The sequence below is a fragment of the Pseudomonas sp. PGPR40 genome (genome assembly GCF_022014505.1).
In the GTDB taxonomy this organism is placed as follows: domain Bacteria; phylum Pseudomonadota; class Gammaproteobacteria; order Pseudomonadales; family Pseudomonadaceae; genus Aquipseudomonas.
In genome coordinates this window covers 154,669-174,849 of sequence record NZ_JAKLSP010000004.1, presented here as the reverse complement: position 1 = coordinate 174,849, position 20,181 = coordinate 154,669, and the positions used below count along the sequence as shown (strand labels likewise).

The following is a 20,181-nucleotide window of genomic DNA, read 5'->3' as shown; positions in this document are numbered from 1 at the left end:
GACACTGGAAATGACACAGGCAATTGCATCGCCCATCGTTCACGACCTGATCGGCGTCGGTTTCGGCCCTTCGAACCTGGCGTTGGCCATCGCCCTGCAAGAGCGCGGACCGAGCCAGGGCGAGCTGGATGTACTGTTTCTCGACAAGCAGGCGGACTACCGCTGGCACGGCAACACCCTGGTCACCCAGAGCGAACTGCAGATTTCCTTCCTCAAGGATCTGGTGACGCTGCGTAATCCGACCAGCCCGTATTCCTTCGTCAACTACCTCAAGCATCACGGTCGTCTGGTGGACTTCATCAACCTCGGCACCTTTTACCCGTGTCGCATGGAATACAACGACTACCTGCGCTGGGTCGCCGGGCAATTTACCGAACAGAGTCGCTATGGTGAGGAAGTGCTGACCATTGAGCCGGTGCTGCATCACCAGCAGGTCGAAGCGCTGCGGGTGATCTCGCGCGATACCCAAGGCCAGCAACATGTGCGCACTACCCGTTCGGTGGTGGTCAGCACCGGCGGTACACCGCGCATTCCTGAAGCGTTCAAGGCGCTGAAGGATGACGGCCGGGTGTTCCACCACGCCCAGTACCTGGAGCGCATGGCCAGGCAGCCGTGCGTGAACAGCCAACCGATGAGCATCGCGATCATCGGCGGCGGGCAGAGTGCGGCGGAAGCCTTCATCGATTTGAACGACAGCTTCCCGTCAGTGCAGGTGGACATGATCCTGCGCGGCTCGGCCCTGAAACCGGCCGATGACAGCCCCTTCGTCAACGAAGTGTTCTCGCCGGAGTTCACCGACCTGGTGTTCCAGCAGGCCAGCAGCGAACGCGAGCGCCTGGTCAACGAATACCACAACACCAACTATTCGGTGGTGGACATCGACCTGATCGAACGCATCTACGGCATCTTCTACCGGCAGAAAGTCTCGGGCATCGCGCGCCACGCGTTCCATACCCTGACCACCCTCGAAAAAGCCGCCGCCACCGAGCAAGGTATCGAACTGGCGATGCGCAATAACGCCACCGGTGAACTCACGGTTCGCCATTACGACGCCGTGGTGCTGGCCACCGGTTACGAGCGCCAAATGCACCGCAAACTGCTGGCGCCACTGGAACAGTACCTGGGCGATTTCGAGGTTGATCGCCACTACAAATTGATCACCGACGAGCGTTGCAAGGCCGGCATCTACATGCAGGGTTTCTGCCAGGCCAGTCACGGCTTGAGTGACACCTTGCTGTCGATTCTGCCGATCCGCGCCGATGAAATTGCCGGATCGTTGTATGACCATGGCAAATCCCCTGGGCATGGCCGGTCGGTGATGGACGTGTTGTTGGCCACAGCGAGCTGATAGTGAGTCGCTCCTGAAAAGATCGCCGCCTGCCGCAACGCCTACTACAGGAGCGCGTCCGAAAGGGGGACGGCATTTCAGAAAAGTCCTACAGAAAGCCCGAGAGGTCTTCCGTAGCCTTGCGCCCTCACTAATCTGACACCCTTCAGGGGGGCGCCATTGTCGAACAAGTCCTTACGCATCCTGATCGCTGACAAACAACACTTTAACCGGCTGAGAATCGAGCGTTGTTTCAACCAGCTCGGTTATTACCGGGTAGCGCCGGTGCAAAGCCTGGAAGAGTTGCTGACCCTGGTGGAGTACGGTCGCGAACCCTTCGATCTGTTGGTCATCGATGCCGCGCTGGCGGGTGGGAATCTGGACTTGGTGGATTACTGCCTCGATAACCGGCAACTGGAGCGTGCGCTGATCTACGACGGCCAGCAGGCTTGGTTGTCACCGTTGCCGGCCAGGGGGCAACAGAAGATTCAGATCAGTCACGTCTTGCCTGACCTCGCCTCAATTCAACGTTTGATGGCGTTCGTTGATCCGCAGGACCGTTCGTCTGAACTATCATTTTTGTCAGGTAGTTCAGTCCGGTTTTCCATGTAAGTATCTATGCGCAGCTACTGCGTCGAATCCGGACCTTGCCCGCGGGCAGTGAGTGCTGATCGTCGTATTTTTGCCTAGGGAGTTACCATGAAGTCAGCGTTGATTGTGGACGATCATCCGGTGATTCGCAGCGCAGTCAAAATCGTACTCAAGCTTGAGGGATACAAACGCATCTACGAAGCCTCCAGTGGTAATGAGGTCTTGCCAATGATTCGCGAACACAAGCCCGAACTGGTGGTGCTGGATCTTAACATTCCGTCCCTCGACGGGCTGGATGTGCTGGCACGGATTCAGACTGGCGAGATGCGGTGTCGCATCGTGGTCTTCACGTCCCAGGAGCCGATGTTTTATCAGGAACGATGCATGCGCGCCGGTGCCGCGGCCTATGTCGCCAAGACCAATGATCTGCAGCATCTGCACAAAGCCGTGCACGCCGTGATGAGGGGATACACCTATTTCACGCAGCTGCCCTCGAGTTCAGTGTCATTGAGCATGTTGCAGCGCAGCGAAAAGCAGATGATCGACAATCTGTCGGACCGCGAATTGACGATCTTCCAGCATCTGGCACGGGGCGTGAGCAACAAGGTCATCGCTGAAATCATGCATTTGAGCCACAAGACCGTCAGTACCTACAAAACCCGTTTGATCGGAAAACTCAACGTGGAATCGTCGGTGCATCTGCGGGATCTTGCCCGACGCAATCATTTGATCTGAATGAACGCCCTCCGACACTTTCGCTGCCTGAAAAGACTGCTGTTGCTGGGGTTTGGCCTATGGGTGTCGCATGTCAGTGCCCAGCCGCAAACCTTGACATTGCTGGGTCGTTCCTACGCGCAAGAGTCTACGGTCAAGCTGTCGGAGGCCGATTCCCGCTGGCTGCAGCAAAAGGGCCGGTTGGTGCTTGCCGTCTCTGCCCCGGACTATCCCCCCTTCGACATCACTACCACGGGCCATGCGTTGGAGGGGGTTACGGCGGACTACGCCGGTTTGCTCAAACAGCTTTTGCAGGTGGAGATCGACGTTCAACGCTACGGGTCGCGAGAAGAGGCCATTCAGGCGCTCAAACAAGGGACGGCTGATCTGCTGGGAACGGCTAATAGGTACGAGGCACAGGATCCGCAGCTACAGAAGTCCAGCGCCTACGCCGTCGATCAACCGGTACTGGTGACCCGCACCGATTCGCCTCAAACGCTGACCCCGGCACTGGCCGACAAGCGCCTGGCGATGCTGTACCACTACTTGCCCGAGCAATACGTGCAGCAGTTTTATCCCGAGGCCCGGGTCGAGCTTTTTCCTTCGACGCTGGGGGCGGTGGGGGCCGTGGCGTTCGGTCAAGCGGATGTCTATCTGGGCGATGCGATCAGCGCCCATTACCTGATCAGCAAAAACTACCTGAACAATGTCCAGCTGGCCGATTTTGCTGCCATGGAGCCTGGCCGTTTTGCCTTTGCCATGGCTCGCGATAATCGCCGGTTGTTGCGTATCGTCAACCAGGCGCTGACGGCGATCACGACCAATGAAAAAATGAATATCTTGCGCCGCTGGGGCAGTGGAGGCGCCTCTATTTCGGGCACTCAGCCATTGCATTTCAGCGTGACCGAGCAGCATTGGCTCAAGCAGCATCCGCATTTGAGGGTCGCGATCAATGAAAATCTGATGCCGATTTCCTTCTTCGACAGCGAAGGCAGGTTTCGCGGTATTGGCGCTGATGTATTGGAGAAAATCAGCCTGCGCACAGGGTTGACGTTCGACCTACGACCGACAAAGTCCGTCGCTGAAATGTTCGAGTGGATCAAGACCGGGCAGGTCGATCTGGTAGCAGGCATCAGCCCCAGCATCGAACGTGAAGCCGAGTTGCAATTCACTCGCCCGTTTCTGACCAGCCCGAATGTACTGGTGACTCGCGCAGAGCCAGGCAGCCCCATGACGCTTGATGATATGGCCGGCAAAACCCTGGCCGTTACCCAGGGCAACAGTGCCGGCGAATTCGTCCGTCAGCATTTTCCGCAGATCCGGCTAGTCAATGCACCGTTGACGGCAGATGCAATGGAAATGGTCGCCGAGGGTAAGGCTGACGGTGGTATCAATTCATTGATCGGCGCCCGTTACATGATTTCCCGGCTGTATCGCGGTCATCTGCAAGTGACAAGCACCGTTGGCGTCGATCCCGCTCGCAGCACGCTGGCGACTGGTCGGGACGCCCCCGAGCTGCATTCGATACTGGACAAGGCATTGCTCAGCATCGCTCCCGAAGAGATCGACGAGATGACTCAGTATTGGCGCAATGACCTGATGCTGGAGGAAAGCTACTGGTTGCGTCATCGCCGACAAATTCTCCAGGCCTTCGTCGTGGCCGGCGCCTTGTTGCTGCTCGCCCTGGCCTGGATCGTCTGGCAGCGTCGGCAGATCCGTCAGCGTCAGCAGTGGCTCAAACAACTGCAGGACGCCAAGGATGCCGCCGACGATGCCAACCGGGCCAAGACCACGTTCCTGGCCACCATGAGCCATGAGATTCGCACGCCGATGAATGCCCTGCTCGGCATGCTTGAGTTGGCGCTGAAACGGGCAGATGAGGGCGTTACCGACCGTGCGGCCATCGAGGTGGCGTCAAATGCCGGGCAGCAGTTGCTGGCATTGATCGGCGACATTCTGGACATCGCCCGTATCGAGTCAGGGCATCTGTCGCTGTCGCCGGAGCGGGCCAATTTGCAGGCGCTGGTAGTGTCGGTGTGCCGGGTCTTTGAAGGCCTGGCACGGCAGAAGAATCTGCAGTGGCGGGTCGAACTGGACGAGCACAGCGACCGTGATGTGCTGATCGACCCCACGCGTTTCAAACAGGTGCTGTCCAATCTACTGAGCAATGCAATCAAGTTCACCCACGAAGGCGAGGTCAGTCTGAGCATGCGGATTGTGCCCGCGCCGCCTGATCGTCTCGTGGCCCGTGTGCGCATCGAGGACAGCGGCATCGGCATCAGCGCCTTTGACCAGCAACGATTGTTCAGCCCTTTCGTGCAGGCCGGGAACAGTCAGCAATCAGGCCGACAGGGTTCCGGTCTGGGGCTGGCGATCAGTCGCACATTGTGCGAAATGATGGGGGGGCGCTTGCAGCTCGACAGCCTTCTCGGGCGTGGCACCCGGGTGGACATCAGCCTTGAACTGGTCGCATTGCACACGTTGCCCATCATTGAAATGTCGGAGAGTGAATCACAGATAAAGACCCGCCCTCTGACGATTCTAGTGGTCGATGATTACCCGGCTAATCGGTTGTTGCTTTCGCGACAACTGAGTTATTTGGGGCACCACGTTCGGATCGCGGAGGATGGTCAGCAAGGATTCGAGCAATGGCGTGAACAGACCTTCGATCTGGTCATCACCGACTGCAACATGCCGGTGGTCAGCGGTTATGAACTGGCGGGTGCGATCCGCGATGAGGAACGCTTTGAAGTGGGGCAACCGACCGTAATTCTGGGCCTCACCGCCAATGCGCAACCCGAGGTGAAAACCCGTTGTATTGAAGCAGGTATGGACGATTGCCTGTTTAAACCGATTCGATTGGTCGACCTGAGTACATGGTTGGCCACGAGATTTTCCAGCGGACCGGCAGACGCGAATGAAGGGCTTTCCATGGTCGAAATCGATTTAAGCGGGCTGCAGCGATACACAGGGGCCGACTATGAGCTGATCACCCAGCTGTTGCACGACCTGGCCGTGACCAACCGCGATGATCGCGAACGCCTGCTGCAAGAGCATGCCAGTGGCAATCACCACGGCTTGCAGGACCTGGCACATCGCATCAAGGGCGGGGCGCAGATGGTCCGGGCGCTGAGCCTGGTCGAGTGTTGCGAACAACTGGAGCGTGCATGTGGCAAGGGCGATGCCGCATTGATTGACGTAGCCGTCGATCAGTTGCATCAAGCCATGACGCGCCTGGACCACAGTCTTGAGCAGGGCTGAGGCTTGATCTCCCGTCTATCGCCGGCCTCAAGCGATGTCACTGTGACTGAATTCCTCCCCGAGAAAGTCGATCAAGGTCCGCACTGACGGCAACAATCCGCGTCGTGAGGGGAAGATCGCATGCACGATCCCGCACTTGGGTGTCCAGCCCGGAATCAGTTCCACCAGTCGTCCGGCGGCAATCTCATCACGCACCACCACGTTGGGCAGGTGGGCGATGCCGATGCCGGCGAGCACCGCGTGACGCAAGGCCAGCAAGTCGTCAGTGACCATCCGCGGGGTATGACGAATCAGCGCGCTGGCACCGTCGGCACCGAACAATTCCCACTGGTATTCACGCTGCGCGCCACCCCAATGCACGCTTGGCAGACCGCTGAGATCAGCCGGCGTGGCCGGTGACGACAAACGCTGCAAAAACGCCGGAATGCCCACCAGGCATTGGGTGCTGTTGCCCAGCACCTTCATCACCATGTCGGTGTTTTCCAGCGGTGGAAAGCGCACGCGCAGAGCGATATCGAACCCTTCGTGGATCAGATCGACCCGGCGGTTGGTGCTTTCGATGAACAACTCCACCAACGGGTATTTGAGCATGTAGCGGGTCAGCATCGGCCCGACCCAAGTGTTCAGCAGCGCGGTCGGGCAACTGATGCGCACCAGGCCCTGGGGTTCGGAACGATTGCGTTCGATCAGCTCGGCGGCGCTTTCGGCTTCCACCCGCATGGCCAGGCAACGCTGGTAATACGCCTGGCCGATTTCGGTCAACGAGCAATGCCGACTGGTGCGGTGCAGCAAGCGCACACCGAGGCGTTCTTCGAGTTCGGCAATGCGTCGGCTGAGCTTGGATTTGGGCATGTCCAGCGCGCGCCCGGCCGGGGCGAAACCGTGGTGTTCCACCACTTGGGTGAAGTAGTACAGGGTGTTGAGGTCTTCCACCATCGTTCTCCAAATAGAACGCTAAGGCTGATTTTTGCAGTCTAGCGCAGAAAAGGCGCCGGTTTTAAGCTTTGTCCATCGCGTCACACAACAGATTTGGAGGAAAAGATGAAAAACATCATCGGCATCTACACCAGCCCACGAACCCATTGGGTCGGCGACGGTTTTCCGGTTCGCACGCTGTTTTCCTACGACAACCTGGGCAAACACATCAGCCCATTCCTGCTGCTGGATCACGCCGGTCCCGCCGAATTCACCCCGACCACCGAGCGTCGTGGCGTTGGTCAGCATCCGCACCGCGGTTTCGAAACCGTGACTATCGTCTACAAGGGCGAACTGGAACACCGCGACTCCACCGGCAGCGGCGGCAAGATCGGCCCCGGCGACGTGCAATGGATGACCGCGGCCTCGGGGATTGTTCATGAAGAGTTCCACTCCGAAGGTTTCGCCAAGAGCGGCGGCACTCTGGAAATGGTGCAGCTGTGGGTCAACCTGCCGGCCAAAGACAAGATGGCCGAGCCCGGTTACCAGACGATTCTCGACAGTGACATCCCGAGCCTCTCGCTCAAGAACAACGCTGGCAGCCTGCGCTTGATCGCCGGTGAATTCGACGGCCACAAAGGCCCGGCGCGGACTTTCACGCCGATCGACGTATGGGACGTTCGCTTGAAGGCCGGCAAGTTGCTGACCCTGGATCTGCACGAAGGACGCAACACCGCACTGGTGGTGCTGCGCGGTACGGTTCAGGTCAACCAGAAGGAATTGGTGCGTGAAGGGCAGTTGGCGTTGTTCGAGCGCAATGGCCATCAGCTCAGCCTGGAAGCCAATAACGACGCCGTGGTGCTGCTGCTCAGCGGCGAGCCGATCGACGAACCCATCGTCGGCCACGGCCCGTTCGTGATGAACAGCGAGCAGGAAATCCACCAGGCCTTTGCCGACTTCCAGTCCGGTCGCTTCGGTCGGATGCCCGGTTGAAATCAATGTTGTAACGCTGTGACGTGCCGGGTTTGCCTGACTACGCTTGCCTGGCCATGTTTAAACGAAAAAACAGAGTTCACTTACGCCGGCCCGTTCGGCATCGATAAAAAGCGAGGATTACTCCATGACTACTTCCTACAAACGTCTCGACAAAGATAACGCCGCCGTTCTGCTGGTGGATCATCAGGCGGGTCTGCTTTCTCTGGTGCGCGACATCGATCCGGATCGTTTCAAGAACAACGTGCTGGCCCTGGCCGACCTGGCCAAGTACTTCAAGCTGCCGACGATTCTGACCACCAGTTTCGAAACCGGCCCCAACGGTCCGCTGGTACCGGAACTCAAAGCGTTGTTCCCGGATGCGCCGTACATCGCGCGCCCAGGCCAGATCAATGCCTGGGACAACGAAGACTTCGTCAAGGCGATCAAGGCCACCGGCAAGAAACAACTGATCATCGCCGGTGTGGTCACCGAAGTCTGCGTGGCGTTCCCGGCACTGTCGGCGCTGGCCGAAGGCTTTGAGGTATTCGTGGTGACCGACGCTTCCGGCACCTTCAACGAACTGACCCGTCAATCGGCGTGGGATCGCATGTCGTCCTCCGGCGCCCAGCTGATGACCTGGTTCGGCCTGGCCTGTGAACTGCATCGCGACTGGCGCAACGACGTGGAAGGTCTGGCGACCCTGTTCTCCAACCACATCCCGGACTACCGCAACCTGATGACCAGCTACAACACCCTTACCAATACCAAGTAATTAATGTGGGAGCGGGCTTGCTCGCGAAGGCGGCTTAACATTCAACAATGATGTTGACTGTTACACCGCCTTCGCGAGCAAGTCGAATCGTCGCACCGCCGCTCCCACATTGGTTTTGTGGTGTTTTGCAGATCGCAGGCTCCTACAATCTGTGAGATCTTCGCGCCATTGGCCCTTGCTGGAGTTGCTTGATGCTGTCACTGCTCACCGATCACCCATTGCTCAGCGCGTTGATCCTGATCCTGATCGATCTGGTTTTGTGGCGCCTGATCACCGCCAGCGGCAGCAACTGGAAACTGGCGGTGCGGCTGGTGATTTTTTCGCTGTTCAGCGTGCTGCTGTTCAACGAAGGCTTGAACCCCATGGAACCGGCGCCTTGGGCCGATAACGTGCCGTTGCACCTGGCGGCGACCGGTTTGCAAATTGGCTGGTGGCTGTTCGCCGCGCGCACCCTGACGGTATTGATCGGCGCGGTGATGATGCAACGGGTCGGGCACACCGGGCGTTTGCTGCAGGATCTGCTCGGCGCGGTGATTTTCCTGATCGCGGTCATCGCCGCCCTGGCGTACGTACTCGAATTGCCGGTCAAGGGCGTGCTGGCAACGTCCGGCGCGTTGGCGATCATCGTCGGCCTGGCCTTGCAAAGCACCCTCAGTGACGTGTTCTCCGGGATCGTCCTGAACACCACCAAACCCTATCAACTGGATGACTGGATCTCCATCGACGGCACCGAAGGCCGGGTCACCGACATCGACTGGCGCGCCACACGCCTGCAAACCGCGCAAGGCAGCATGGCAGTGATTCCCAACTCCCTGGCGGCCAAGGCAAAAATCGTCAACTTCAGCCGGCCCAGTGACATTTTCGGGGTGTCGATCAGCCTGCAAGTCAGCCCCCACGCGCGTCCGCAAACGGTGATTGATGCACTGGAGCGGGCCATGCAAGGGTGCCGCTTCCTGTTGGCCAAACCGGCGCCGAGTGTGTCGTTGAAAAGCTCCGGCAGCACCGGCGTGGAATACGAAATCAGCGGCTTCGTGGTCTCCATGGATCAGAAGCGCATGGTGCGTAATCTGCTGTTTGACCTGGCGTTCCGGCATTTGCAGGCGTCCGGTGTCAGCCTGTTGTCGAGCATCGAACCCAACGCCCCTGCTGCGCTGTCACGGCAGCGGGCGTTGCTGGATAGCTCGAACATCTTCTCGACCCTGCGTCAGGAAGAGAAAGAAACCTTCAGCCAGAACATGACGCTGCAAACCTTCCGCGCAGGCGAAATGATCCTGCCGGCGGGGGAGGTCAGCGATCATCTATTCATCATCGAGTCTGGTGTGGTGTCAGTGGCGCTGAGTCGCGGTGGCAAAAAGTTCGAGGCCGGGCGCATGGGGCCGGGTGAGGTGATCGGCGAGGCCGGGATTCTTTCCGATGAATCGGCGCTCGCCGACTTTTCGGCCAAGACTTTTTGCACGCTTTATCGCATCGAGAAGGAATACCTCAAACCCTGCCTGGATGCTCGCCATGACATCAGCGAAGCGATGAAGGCGTTGCTGGATTTCCGTATGCATACGGCTCAGACGCTGATTCAGGAAGTGCCTAAGGTGGTGGCGAAGAAAGGGTTTTTGCAGTGGTTGCGCAGTCGGGCTTAGGCAGTCGAAGGTCATGTGCATAGGTGCACTCGGATTGGCCTTCAACAGGCTGCTGTTCACCGACCGAGGTGCGCCCTTGAGTGTTCCAGTGCTCGAACGGCACATGTTGCAATGTGATGCCGATGGGGCCAACCACCAGCAACAGGCCCAGACGAACCAGGGTTTGTCGACGTGTCAGCGGCGTTTTATGCGCCGTTTCAGGGGACGACGAAGGGGTGCAGGGCAACGACATTCGGGATGAGGATGACATGGGCAGATACTCATTTCGGGCATCCCGGCCTCGTAATCAAGAATGAATCGCATTCTAGTACTGCTGATGAGGTGATGGCAATTACCCATGACGCTTATTTATCGAGCTTACCCATTGGCATCCTCAACTTCCCAATAATTGGTTATTTGTTCAACGCCAGGTCGGCATTACCGTAGCGCCAACCCACTTGTCATTGGAGCTCACCATGCAACCTCGTATCGATTTCTACACGGCCTCCCCGGAAGGACTCAAAGCCATGATGGCCCTGGAAGCTGCCGTCTCGAAACTACCGCTGGAAAAGTCGCTGATCGAACTGGTCAAGCTGCGTGCTTCGCAGATCAACGGCTGTGCCTTCTGCATCGACATGCACACTGCCGATGCCATCAAGGACGGGGAAACGCCACGTCGACTGTTCGCCGTGACGGCCTGGCGCGAGGCACCATTCTTCACCGATCGTGAACGCGCCGCGCTGGCCTGGACTGAATCCTTGACCCAACTGAGCCTGACCCACGCGCCGGATGAAGACTATGCGCTGCTCAGCGCCGAGTTCAGCCCTAAGGAAATGGTCGACCTGACCGTGGCGATTTCCACCATCAACAGCTGGAATCGCCTGGCCGTGGGGTTTCGCAAAATGCCTCAGGCGTAAGGCCTGGCATTTCTAATGCCTGTAGGAGCGGGCTTGCCCGCGAAAGCGGTTTGTCAGGCAACATCAATGCTGACTGTGCTGCCGTCTTCGCGAGCAAGCTCGCTCCTACCTGGGTTGCGCGTTTTTTATCGCTGTTAATCAGCGAATCCCCCTACATCCATTTCCACCTTTCCCGACTTCTTTCCTGATCGATCCCCCGCAAAGTCCCCCGCGCCTAACTTTCTGCGCAAGGGATTGCTCATGTTCGACTCCTTTTCTCCAGCAACCCCGTACTTTTTGGTGCGTTGATGGAGCACGTTACCCGCATCGAGGAAGAACTCGACAGCTTCCCGCATACCCTCTCGCTCTACCGCGAACAGCTCAATCACTGGCTCAGCCAGGCCGCCGACAAGGCCAGCCACGTGGCGGATCTGCCGTCGCTGATGGGCATGGAACGGATCATCAGATTCGGAAGCTCCAGCACCGCTGTCAGCAGCGGCGACGATGATTTTTTCTCCACGGTCGTCCAGTGCCCGAAAGGCGGAATACTCGAAATCGAGAGCAAGTTCGAATCGGTTTATGACATTCCGTTGGGGAACATTCAGGTCGATGTGATCGCCATGGAGGGCGGGAAGTCGACGCCGGTCACGCTCGATAAAAACGGCAAGGGAACGTTCCGAGGAGAAGAGGGCAAGCGCTACCGCGTTCATGTTCAGAGTGAAGTCACCCCGGATGAGGTGAGCGAGCTGTTTTCCTCCTACGACGGCCTGAGCAAGGCGTTGGAAGCTTGGCTGCGTAGCGAGTGGGAGGGGTTCAAGCCGCAGTGGTCACAGTCGACTTTGGTGGCCGGGGGCAACGGAATGCTCGCGGGAAGTTGGGCGGCGATCGAGGGCGTGTGGGACAGCATCAGCCTGCTGTCGGACATTCTCCAGGATCCCCGCCAGTTCGCTGTTCGCTTAGGCAGCGGTGCCGATCAGTTGCGTGAGCTGGCAGAAAAATCACCGCAGGTGATGGAAAAGATCCAGCTGCTGGCCAGTGACGAAGCGGCGCTGTGTTTGCTGCTGCGCACCGCCAGCCTGTGGCTGGAAATGCTGCCGCCCAGTGAGGTCGCCGGTAAAACCGCCGAGGCGGTGTCGACGGGCGTGGTGCAATTGCTGCTCGACATTCTGATCGGGATCGTCCTGACGTTCACCGGGGCCGGCGCCGGGATCGCCTACCTGAGCATGCGCCTGGCCAACTACGGCGCACGGATCATCAATGCCGTGCTGCGCTTGGTCAAAGCGATCTTCACGATCATCGACAGTTTCATGAGCTACGTCGACCGCTACAAAAAGGTCGCCGCCAGGGGCATCGCGGCGGGCCTGAAAAAAGGCCGGATGCAACTGCGTTGGGATGCCCGGCGCAACACCACGCTGAAAAAAAACGAACACCACGACGATGTCTCGAAGCAGGCCACCAACCCCAACGGCGACAGCGCCGATTCCGCCGACAAAACCGCCACCAACAAATGCCCGGTGTCGATGGTCACCGGCGAGGAACTGCTGACCCTCATCGACGGTGCGCTGGATGGGCTGCTGCCGTTTGCCTTTACCCGTTTGTACCGCACCAGCGCGGTGGAGATCGATTGCGGGCTGGGTTTTGGCTGGAGTCATTCGCTCGCCCATCGACTGGAAATCGATGGCGACACCGTCATCTGGATCGACCACGAAAACCGTCGTACCCCACTCCCGTTGCCGAGCAGCGAACGCCCGACGATCCATAACAGCCTGTCGCGTGCCGCGATTTATCTGGGCGATGCCCCCGAGGAACTGATCCTCGCCCAGGCTGGCGACGACACCCGTTTCTATCACTTTCACAACGGTCGGCTGACGGCGATCAGCGACGCTTACGACAACCGCTTGCGCATCACCCGCGACCGTCAGGCGCGTATCCAACGCCTCGACAACGGCGCCGGCCGCGCTTTGCGGTTGCGCTATGAGCGCGCGCATCTGATCGCCGTCGACTATCAGGTGTTTGTCCCGGCGCAGACCCTCGACGAAGCCTGGCACACCGAGCAGACGCTGGTCAGTTACCGCTACGACGAACGCGATCAACTGATCGAAGCGAGCAACGCCGCCGGGGAAAGCGAGCGTTACGACTACGACGACCGGCATGTGATTCTGCAGCGGCAGCTGGCCGGTGGCGCGAGTTTCTTCTGGGAGTGGGAACGGTCTGGCAAGGCGGCGCGTTGCGTGCGGCACTGGGCGTCGTTTGCGCAGATGGACGCGCGGTATGTCTGGGATGACCACGGCAGCGTTGTGGTAAAAAACGCCGACGGCAGTGAGGAGGTTTACCTCCATGACGACCGCGCACGGCTGGTGCGCAAGGTCGGGCTGGACGGTGGCGAACAGCTCAAGGCCTATGACGATCAGGGTCGATTGATTGCAGAGCAGGATCCGCTGGGGGCCGTCACTGAATACCATTACGACGAAGTCGGGCGGTTGGTGGCGCTGATTCCACCGGAAGACGAGCCGACGGCCTACGAGTACCGCAACGGTTTCCTGCATGCGCGCTATCGCGGCAAGGCGGTATGGAAATATCAGCGCAATGTTCAGGGCGATGTCACCGAGGCCACCGATCCCGACGGCCATATCACCCATTACCACTACGACCCTCACGGGCGGCTGCTGTCGATCCGCTACCCGGACACCAGCCGCCATGTGTTCGTCTGGAATGCCTTGGGGCAACTGCTCGAAGAGACCCTGCCGGACGGTGGGCAGCGGCGCTTTTCCTACGATGCGCTGGGGCGGCAGATTACCCGTCAGGACGAGCACGGTGCGCTCACCCGCTACCAGTGGGACGCCCTTGGCCGACTGCTCCAGACGACGTTGCCTACCGGCGCCATTCGCGGGTTCAGTTACAACGCCTACGGCCAGATCACCGCCGAACGCGATGAACTGGGCCGAATCACCCGCTACGAATACGCCGACGACCTGCATCTGGTCAGCCGCCGGATCAACCCCGACGGCACCCAGCTCAAGTACCGCTACGACAACGCACAGCTGCTGCTGACGGAAATTGAAAACGAATCCGGCGAAAAATATCAGCTGGACTACACGCCCAGCGGATTGATCCGACAGGAAACCGGCTTCGACGGCCGTCGCACCGCGTACGCCTACGACCTCAACGGCCACTTGCTGGAGAAAACCGAGTTCGGCGACGACGGCTCGCAGCTGATCACGGTTTATGAGCGGGACTCGGCCGGACGCTTGCTGATCAAAACCCTGCCCGACGGTGTCCAGGTCGAATACCGCTACGACCCGCTGGGCCGACTGACCAGCGTCGACGACGGCCACGACCATCCGCTGGAGTTCGAGTACGACCAGCAGGATCGCCTGATCACCGAGCATCAGGGCTGGGGCACCTTGCGTTATGCCTACGACGCCTGCGGCCAGCTCAAGCGCCTGCGTCTGCCGGACGGCAGCAAACTCGATTACCACCACGCCAAGGGCGGCGCGCTGACGGCCATCGCCCTCAATGTCACGCGGCTCACATCGCACACCTCCCTCGCCGGTCGCGAACAAAACCGTCAACAGGGCCTGCTGCTCAGCGAATATGCCTACGACGACCAGGGACGGCTGAAGGCCCACGCCGTCAGCCAACAGCAAAAAAACCTCTACCGCCGCGATTACGCCTACAGCCTCAACGGCAATCTCGACCACATCGCCGACACCCGTCACGGCCAGCGCAGCTACCAGTACGACGCGCTGAACCGCCTGACCCGCGTGCGCCACACCCGCGACCACCAGCCGGAAAGTTTCGCCCACGATCCGGCGGGCAACCTGCTGATGCAGGACCGATCCGGCCCGACGACCGTTAAGGGCAACCGTCTGCTCATGCAAGGCGACCGGCATTACGACTACGACGCCTTCGGCAACCTGATCCGCGAGCGTCGCGGCACCGCGCAAAAACTCGTCACCGAATACCGCTACGACTGCCAGCACCGGTTGATCGGCGTCACCGCCCCGGATGGTCGTTGCGCCAGTTACCGCTACGACGCCTTCGACCGCCGTATCGCCAAAACCGTCGATGGCAAGACTACTGAGTTCTTCTGGCAAGGCGACCACCTCGTCGCGGAAAGCAGCCGCGAGCATTACCGCAGCTACGTCTACGAGCCCGGCAGCTTTCGCCCGCTGGCCATGCTCGACGGCAAAGGCCCGCGCAAAGCCTGCCCTTTCTACTACCAACTCGACCACCTCGGCACACCGCAGGAACTGACCGACTTTGGTGGCGAGATTGTCTGGTCGGCGAAATACAACGCCTACGGCAAGGTCACGCGTCTGGCGTTCGGCGGGGGCGAGCAGCTCGACCAGCCGCTGCGCTTTCAGGGGCAGTACTTCGACGCCGAAAGCGGTCTGCACTACAACCGGCATCGGTACTATGATCCGCAGATTGGTCGGTATCTGACGCCGGATCCGATCAAGTTGGCGGGTGGGCTGAACCAGTACCAGTACACGCAGAATCCGACGGGGTGGGTTGACCCGTTGGGGTTGAGCGGGAACTGTCCGTCACCGAATAAGCCTGGGTGTGGGGCGCCGGATGATACGACTGGCGCTAAGGTTGATGAGGGTGAGCCAGCGCTACCGAAGTTGACAGGTGATCAGCGGAGGGCGCGGATTGATGAATTGGCGGAGGCGGTTGTTCATAGGCGATTGAAAGAAATGGAAGATTCAATTGATGAGGCCCACTTTCTACAGAAACATGGTGCTCAAACCACTCTGCAGTCCCAGCTTCAGCGAGTGCAAGAAGGCAGGAACCCTGCGACCGGCGAAATAGAAAGGTACGAGAGAGGAAGGCGAAGGGGCGAGCCCGTAATACCCTCTGCGGCGACACACTTTCTCAGCCATCGCGATCAGCTGAATGCGATACAGCGCGCACAGTTGATTTTTAAACAGAGTGGTTTGAATGCTTCCAAGCGTCCAATTGAAATGGGTAAAAAAGTAGGCGAGGGATTTAAGAGAGATGGCTTGCAGTACGGTGAGCAAACCAGAGCTGTAGTTATATTGGATGAAATGGGTCGGCCTAAAACAGCTTTTACGGATTTTGACTAATGAAAATTTCTTACAATATTTGGGATATTCGTGGCTTGCTCTTCGTTTTCGACATAGAAAATACACGCGACTTGAAAAGGGAAGAAATAATAGTTTCGAAGGATGTGAATGATGAGCAAGAGCTCACTGAACTATTTGATGTCTTGATGCGTCCGGAGTTTTTTATCTATAGCCAAAAAGAGAGGCAATTACTTATTGATACTTTGGAGTATTTTTTAGATTGTGGTGACGATTTTGATGGGGTTTTTTCAAAAATTGACACTTATTTTGATGAGGATGTTAAGGATCAGAGAAAGTTTATGACGGTTCTTCTTAGCTGTTTACAGCGTTATCAGTCTGAGGAAGATGTTAAATAGGGGGATAAATAAATCTGTCCTGCTTTTGCACCATAAGCCAGCAATGTACTGGCTTAAAGAATCTGCGAGCCTCTTGGAATCCATTGGCGATTAAGGAGCTTGAAAGACAGCGCTAGGGGCGATTTTTTGGGACAAACTCGTCGGAAGTTTCCTTCAACTCGTATCGGTTTCTATGAACTGGTGCGAAATGTTTTCCATCGATAGTCTCTGGTCGTCACTGAAAATTCAGTGGCAGGGTGTAGGAACCCTTCAAGACTAGAGAGGACGCTTTGGCGTCGACACCTGAATTGCGGCCATCAACGTGCGTCCGTAAGATCAGTTGCGGCGGCTGTGCGCGGGCACGCTTCGGTGTGGTCGAGTTCTCTGGTCTCGATATTCCTACCCCGCGTATAGCTGCCACCCAAGCCTGTAGGAAGGCCGATGGTAGCGCCCATTACTACCAGAGGTTTCAATATGAAAAATCTTCACCCCGATCCACCCTACGAAAAACCAATCCCCCACCCAGATAACCGCTTCATGGCGCTCACCAGCAACTGCACCGACATGCCCACCCTGTTCGTCGATACCCACGCGCCGCTCGATGTTTTGTATGACGCCGCCAGCTATCGAATTCGCGCAGTTACTCAGGTGCTCGAAAACATGTCCATGCGCGGCTCGATCGAGTGCGACTCGATCATTCTCAGCGACTTCGCCTTGCTCTGTGCCATTCCTCTGAGGGACGGGTGTGATGGGTTGGATGTGATTGGGCGGCGGTTGCGGGCGCAGTCAGTAGCGGATTAGTTTCAGAGACTTCCGGCGTCTGATCCGGCGTCTTCGCGGGCAAGCCTCGCTCCTACAGGGTTTTGTGTCGTTTGTGAGTATTGCGAACGACGCAAGACGCTGTAGGAGAGTCAGGCTTGCCACTTCGCGACCCAACGGGGGCAAGCCTCAATGCCCATCAGCACTCGGCGCGGCCGGTGGTTGCACCTTACGCATCAAGGGCACCATCGCCGTGGCTAGGATGAAGCAGACCATGATCATCAGGAACGCGTCACCGTAGGTTTGTGTCTGCGCTTCGCGGTAGGTCAGCAGCCACAATTGACGCAGGCTGGCGGTGACGCCGATGTCTCCGCTCTGGCCGAGGGCGGCGAAGTTATTGCCGACCTGGGACAGCCACTGATTGAGTGCTTCGTTGGTGCTGTTGAGGTTCTCCGCCAACCGGGTGAAATGCAGGTTGGTGCGGTCATTGAGGATGGTCGCGCACGCGGCGATGCCCATTGCGCCGCCGAGGTTGCGCATCAGGTTGAATAACCCTGAGGCATGTTTGAGCCGTGCCGGTGCTAACCCGCCGAGAGTCAGGGTTACCGCGGGCGGCACTGCCAGTTGTTGAGCGATCCCGCGCAAGGCTTGCGGCAGCATCAATTCCTTGGCCCCCCAGTCGTGGGTGATCGGGCTGAAATCCCACATCGACAGGGCGAACAGCGCAAGGCCGGTCATCATGATCCAGCGCAGGTCGATGCGGTTGGCCAGAAAGGCGTACAGCGGAATCGCCAGAATCTGGAACACCCCGGTGGAAAACACCGCCAGGCCAATGTCCAGCGCGCCGTAACCGCGCACCCGGCCGAGAAACAGCGGCGTCAGGTAAATCGTCGCGAACAGGCCGATCCCCGTGACGAATGAAAAGAAACAGCCGAGGGCGAAGTTGCGGTCTTTCAAGGCACGCAGATCGACGATCGGGTTGGCCACGTGCAGGGTTCGACCAATGAACGCCAGTCCGGCCAGACCGCTGATCCAGGCCGTGGTCAGAATCGTGCTGTCGCTGAACCAGTTGAAGCGTGGGCCTTCTTCGAGGGTGTATTGCAGGCAACCGAGAAACACCGCCATGAACAGCATGCTCAGGTAGTCGGCGCCCTTGAGCAGCGACAGTTCCGGCTGGTCGATTTTCACCAGCATCGGCACCGCCACCGCGACGAAAATCCCCGGCACCAGATTGATGTAGAACAGCCAGTGCCAGGACGAAATGTCCGTGATCCAGCCACCGATCACCGGCCCCAGCGTCGGGGCCAGCGAGGCCACGGCGCCAATGGTCGCGGCGGCGATCACCCGTTGTTTACCGGTGAAGAAAAAGAAGGCGGTGGTGAATACGAGCGGGATCATCGAGCCGCCAAGAAACCCTTGCAGGGCGCGGAAGGTAATCATGCTCTGGATGTTCCAGGCCGCGCCGCAAAGCAGGCTGGCCAGGGTGAAACCCACCGCCGAAGCGCAGAACAGCCAACGGGTCGAGAACACCCGGGACAGCCAGCCCGACAGCGGAATCACGATGATTTCGGCGATCAGGTAACTGGTCTGCACCCACGCGGTTTCGTCGGTGCCGGCCGAGAGCCCGCCGCCGATGTCACGCAGCGACGCCGAGACGATCTGAATGTCCAGCAGCGCAATGAACATGCCGATGCACATGGTGGCGAAGGCGAATACCTTGGTCGCCGTCGCCATGTTGGCGGCGTTGAACGGTTGCGCGGGGGCGGCGAGGACGCGGTTCATGGCGCGCTGGCTACGGCCGGGGATTCAGCTTCGGGATCGGTGCGGGTATCCACTTCAGCCGTCACTGACAAGCCGGGACGCAGATGACCGAGTACGCCGTCAGCGGGATCGAGCAGGATCCGCACCGGCACCCGCTGAACGATTTTAGTGAAATTGCCGGTGGCGTTTTCCGGTGGCAGCACGCTGAACTGTGAACCACTGGCCGGTGCGAGGCTGTGCAGATGACCGTGGAATTCACGCCCCTTGAGCACGTCCGCATGAACGATCACGCGCTGACCCGGCGTCATCCGCGACAGTTGATCTTCCTTGAAATTGGCATCGACCCACAGCCCGCTGGCCGGCACCACCGACAACAGTTGCGAACCGGCCTGAGCGTAAGCGCCGACCCGTGCCCGACGATTGCCGATCACGCCGTCGACCGGGGCTTTCAACTCGGTGTAACCGACGTTCAACTGCGCCAGATCACGCTCGGCCCGCGCTTGTATCAGCGCTGCGCGCGCCTGCTGTTTCTGGGTTTCGATCACGTTCAACTGACGTTGCGCGGCCAGCAGTTCGGCCTGGGCCCGGGCACTCTGTGCCTGTGCAGTTTTGAAGGTGGCGTCGGCCCGTTGCGCGCTTTCCACCGAGACAGCATTGCTGTTCACCAGGCGTTTGTAGCGGGCGTTGTCGTCCCGCGAGCGTGCGGTTTCGGCACCCGCGGCATCAATGCCGGCACGGGCCTGGCCGATCACCGCGTATTGCAGCTGTTCGGTGGCGTCGAGGTTGGCGAGCAGCGCTTCTTCAGCGGCCACTGCGCCTTCGGCCTTGACCAGGTTGGCGCGATAGTCACGAGCATCGAGGCGGATCAGCACATCACCAGCCTTGACCTTCTGGTTGTCGGTGACCAGCACCTCTTCGATATACCCCGCGATTTTCGGCCCGATCACTGTGACGTCGCCACCTATGTAGGCATCGTCGGTTTCTTCGATGAAACGCCCGGCGGTCCACCAATGGGCTGCGTACAGCCCGATGAACACCAGGGCCGCGATGGCCGCCGTCAGCAACAGCAGTCTTTTAAGCAGGGGAGACTTGGGGGGGGTCGCCGCGACAGCAACGTCGGGTTCAAGACTGGGCATGCTGGTCATGGAAAAATACCTGTGGGAAACGATGCT

The 20,181-nt window shown here is 59.0% G+C and carries 14 protein-coding genes; 11 read left to right on the top strand and 3 right to left on the bottom strand.

The annotated features are described in order from the left end of the window. Positions 1 to 10 precede the first annotated feature (10 nt). The 4 genes from MEB48_RS05910 to MEB48_RS05895 all read left to right on the top strand — a co-directional run bounded on the left by MEB48_RS05910 (position 11) and on the right by MEB48_RS05895 (position 5,893). Positions 11 to 1,348 (top strand): lysine N(6)-hydroxylase/L-ornithine N(5)-oxygenase family protein, encoded by a 1,338-nt coding sequence (locus MEB48_RS05910; protein WP_237882749.1) that lies wholly within the window; start codon positions 11 to 13, stop codon positions 1,346 to 1,348. 159 nt (positions 1,349 to 1,507) lie between these two features. After that, positions 1,508 to 1,939 carry an FcoT family thioesterase gene (locus MEB48_RS05905; RefSeq protein WP_237882747.1) on the top strand — a complete coding sequence of 144 codons (432 nt, stop codon included), beginning with the start codon at positions 1,508 to 1,510 and terminating at the stop codon, positions 1,937 to 1,939. A gap of 87 nt (positions 1,940 to 2,026) precedes the next feature. Then, complete coding sequence (locus MEB48_RS05900) at positions 2,027 to 2,653, top strand: response regulator transcription factor (protein ID WP_237882745.1); 627 nt, start codon at positions 2,027 to 2,029, stop codon at positions 2,651 to 2,653. Next, positions 2,654 to 5,893 carry a transporter substrate-binding domain-containing protein gene (locus MEB48_RS05895; RefSeq protein ID WP_237882743.1) on the top strand — a complete coding sequence of 1,080 codons (3,240 nt, stop codon included), beginning with the start codon at positions 2,654 to 2,656 and terminating at the stop codon, positions 5,891 to 5,893. Between the two features lie 27 nt (positions 5,894 to 5,920). On the opposite strand, the gene MEB48_RS05890 is transcribed toward MEB48_RS05895, so the two are convergent. Continuing rightward, on the bottom strand, positions 5,921 to 6,829 hold the full coding sequence (locus tag MEB48_RS05890; RefSeq protein WP_237882741.1) for a LysR substrate-binding domain-containing protein: 909 nt from the start codon (positions 6,827 to 6,829) through the stop codon (positions 5,921 to 5,923). 105 nt (positions 6,830 to 6,934) lie between these two features. Here MEB48_RS05890 and MEB48_RS05885 point away from each other — a divergent pair, with 105 nt between their 5' ends. The 7 genes from MEB48_RS05885 to MEB48_RS05855 all read left to right on the top strand — a co-directional run bounded on the left by MEB48_RS05885 (position 6,935) and on the right by MEB48_RS05855 (position 17,290). After that, positions 6,935 to 7,801, top strand: coding sequence for a pirin family protein (locus tag MEB48_RS05885; protein WP_237882739.1), 867 nt, complete (start codon positions 6,935 to 6,937; stop codon positions 7,799 to 7,801). A gap of 127 nt (positions 7,802 to 7,928) precedes the next feature. After that, positions 7,929 to 8,555: an isochorismate family cysteine hydrolase YcaC gene (gene ycaC / locus MEB48_RS05880; RefSeq protein ID WP_237882737.1), complete on the top strand. Its 627-nt coding sequence runs from the start codon at positions 7,929 to 7,931 to the stop codon at positions 8,553 to 8,555. Between the two features lie 191 nt (positions 8,556 to 8,746). Beyond that, the gene (locus MEB48_RS05875; protein ID WP_237882735.1) at positions 8,747 to 10,189 is read left to right on the top strand and encodes a mechanosensitive ion channel family protein; all 1,443 of its coding nucleotides are present in this window, start codon (positions 8,747 to 8,749) and stop codon (positions 10,187 to 10,189) included. Positions 10,190 to 10,644: 455 nt separating this feature from the next. Further along, positions 10,645 to 11,085 (top strand): carboxymuconolactone decarboxylase family protein, encoded by a 441-nt coding sequence (locus MEB48_RS05870; RefSeq protein WP_237882733.1) that lies wholly within the window; start codon positions 10,645 to 10,647, stop codon positions 11,083 to 11,085. Between the two features lie 287 nt (positions 11,086 to 11,372). Next, entirely contained in the window at positions 11,373 to 16,154 is a 4,782-nt protein-coding gene (locus MEB48_RS05865) for an RHS repeat-associated core domain-containing protein (protein WP_237882731.1), read from the top strand. Next, a complete protein-coding gene (locus MEB48_RS05860; protein ID WP_237882730.1) occupies positions 16,154 to 16,510 on the top strand; it encodes a hypothetical protein in 357 nt (118 codons plus the stop codon). The genes MEB48_RS05865 and MEB48_RS05860 overlap by 1 nt, the downstream gene beginning before the upstream one ends. Positions 16,511 to 16,963: 453 nt before the next feature. Continuing rightward, entirely contained in the window at positions 16,964 to 17,290 is a 327-nt protein-coding gene (locus MEB48_RS05855; protein ID WP_237882728.1) for a hypothetical protein, read from the top strand. Positions 17,291 to 17,437: 147 nt separating this feature from the next. Here the strand turns inward: MEB48_RS05855 and MEB48_RS05850 are convergent, their stop codons facing one another. Then, entirely contained in the window at positions 17,438 to 19,030 is a 1,593-nt protein-coding gene (locus MEB48_RS05850) for a DHA2 family efflux MFS transporter permease subunit (RefSeq protein ID WP_237882726.1), read from the bottom strand. Continuing rightward, complete coding sequence (locus tag MEB48_RS05845) at positions 19,027 to 20,154, bottom strand: HlyD family secretion protein (protein WP_237882724.1); 1,128 nt, start codon at positions 20,152 to 20,154, stop codon at positions 19,027 to 19,029. The genes MEB48_RS05850 and MEB48_RS05845 overlap by 4 nt, the downstream gene beginning before the upstream one ends. Positions 20,155 to 20,181 lie beyond the last annotated feature (27 nt).

Coding starts and splice junctions, on each gene's coding strand:
- MEB48_RS05910 (WP_237882749.1), top strand. CDS start 11: ATGACACAGGCAATTGCATCGCCCATCGTTCACGACCTGATCGGCGTC.
- MEB48_RS05900 (WP_237882745.1), top strand. CDS start 2,027: ATGAAGTCAGCGTTGATTGTGGACGATCATCCGGTGATTCGCAGCGCA.
- MEB48_RS05895 (WP_237882743.1), top strand. CDS start 2,654: ATGAACGCCCTCCGACACTTTCGCTGCCTGAAAAGACTGCTGTTGCTG.
- MEB48_RS05890 (WP_237882741.1), bottom strand. CDS start 6,829: ATGGTGGAAGACCTCAACACCCTGTACTACTTCACCCAAGTGGTGGAA.
- MEB48_RS05885 (WP_237882739.1), top strand. CDS start 6,935: ATGAAAAACATCATCGGCATCTACACCAGCCCACGAACCCATTGGGTC.
- ycaC (WP_237882737.1), top strand. CDS start 7,929: ATGACTACTTCCTACAAACGTCTCGACAAAGATAACGCCGCCGTTCTG.
- MEB48_RS05875 (WP_237882735.1), top strand. CDS start 8,747: ATGCTGTCACTGCTCACCGATCACCCATTGCTCAGCGCGTTGATCCTG.
- MEB48_RS05870 (WP_237882733.1), top strand. CDS start 10,645: ATGCAACCTCGTATCGATTTCTACACGGCCTCCCCGGAAGGACTCAAA.
- MEB48_RS05865 (WP_237882731.1), top strand. CDS start 11,373: ATGGAGCACGTTACCCGCATCGAGGAAGAACTCGACAGCTTCCCGCAT.
- MEB48_RS05860 (WP_237882730.1), top strand. CDS start 16,154: ATGAAAATTTCTTACAATATTTGGGATATTCGTGGCTTGCTCTTCGTT.
- MEB48_RS05855 (WP_237882728.1), top strand. CDS start 16,964: ATGAAAAATCTTCACCCCGATCCACCCTACGAAAAACCAATCCCCCAC.
- MEB48_RS05850 (WP_237882726.1), bottom strand. CDS start 19,030: ATGAACCGCGTCCTCGCCGCCCCCGCGCAACCGTTCAACGCCGCCAAC.
- MEB48_RS05845 (WP_237882724.1), bottom strand. CDS start 20,154: ATGACCAGCATGCCCAGTCTTGAACCCGACGTTGCTGTCGCGGCGACC.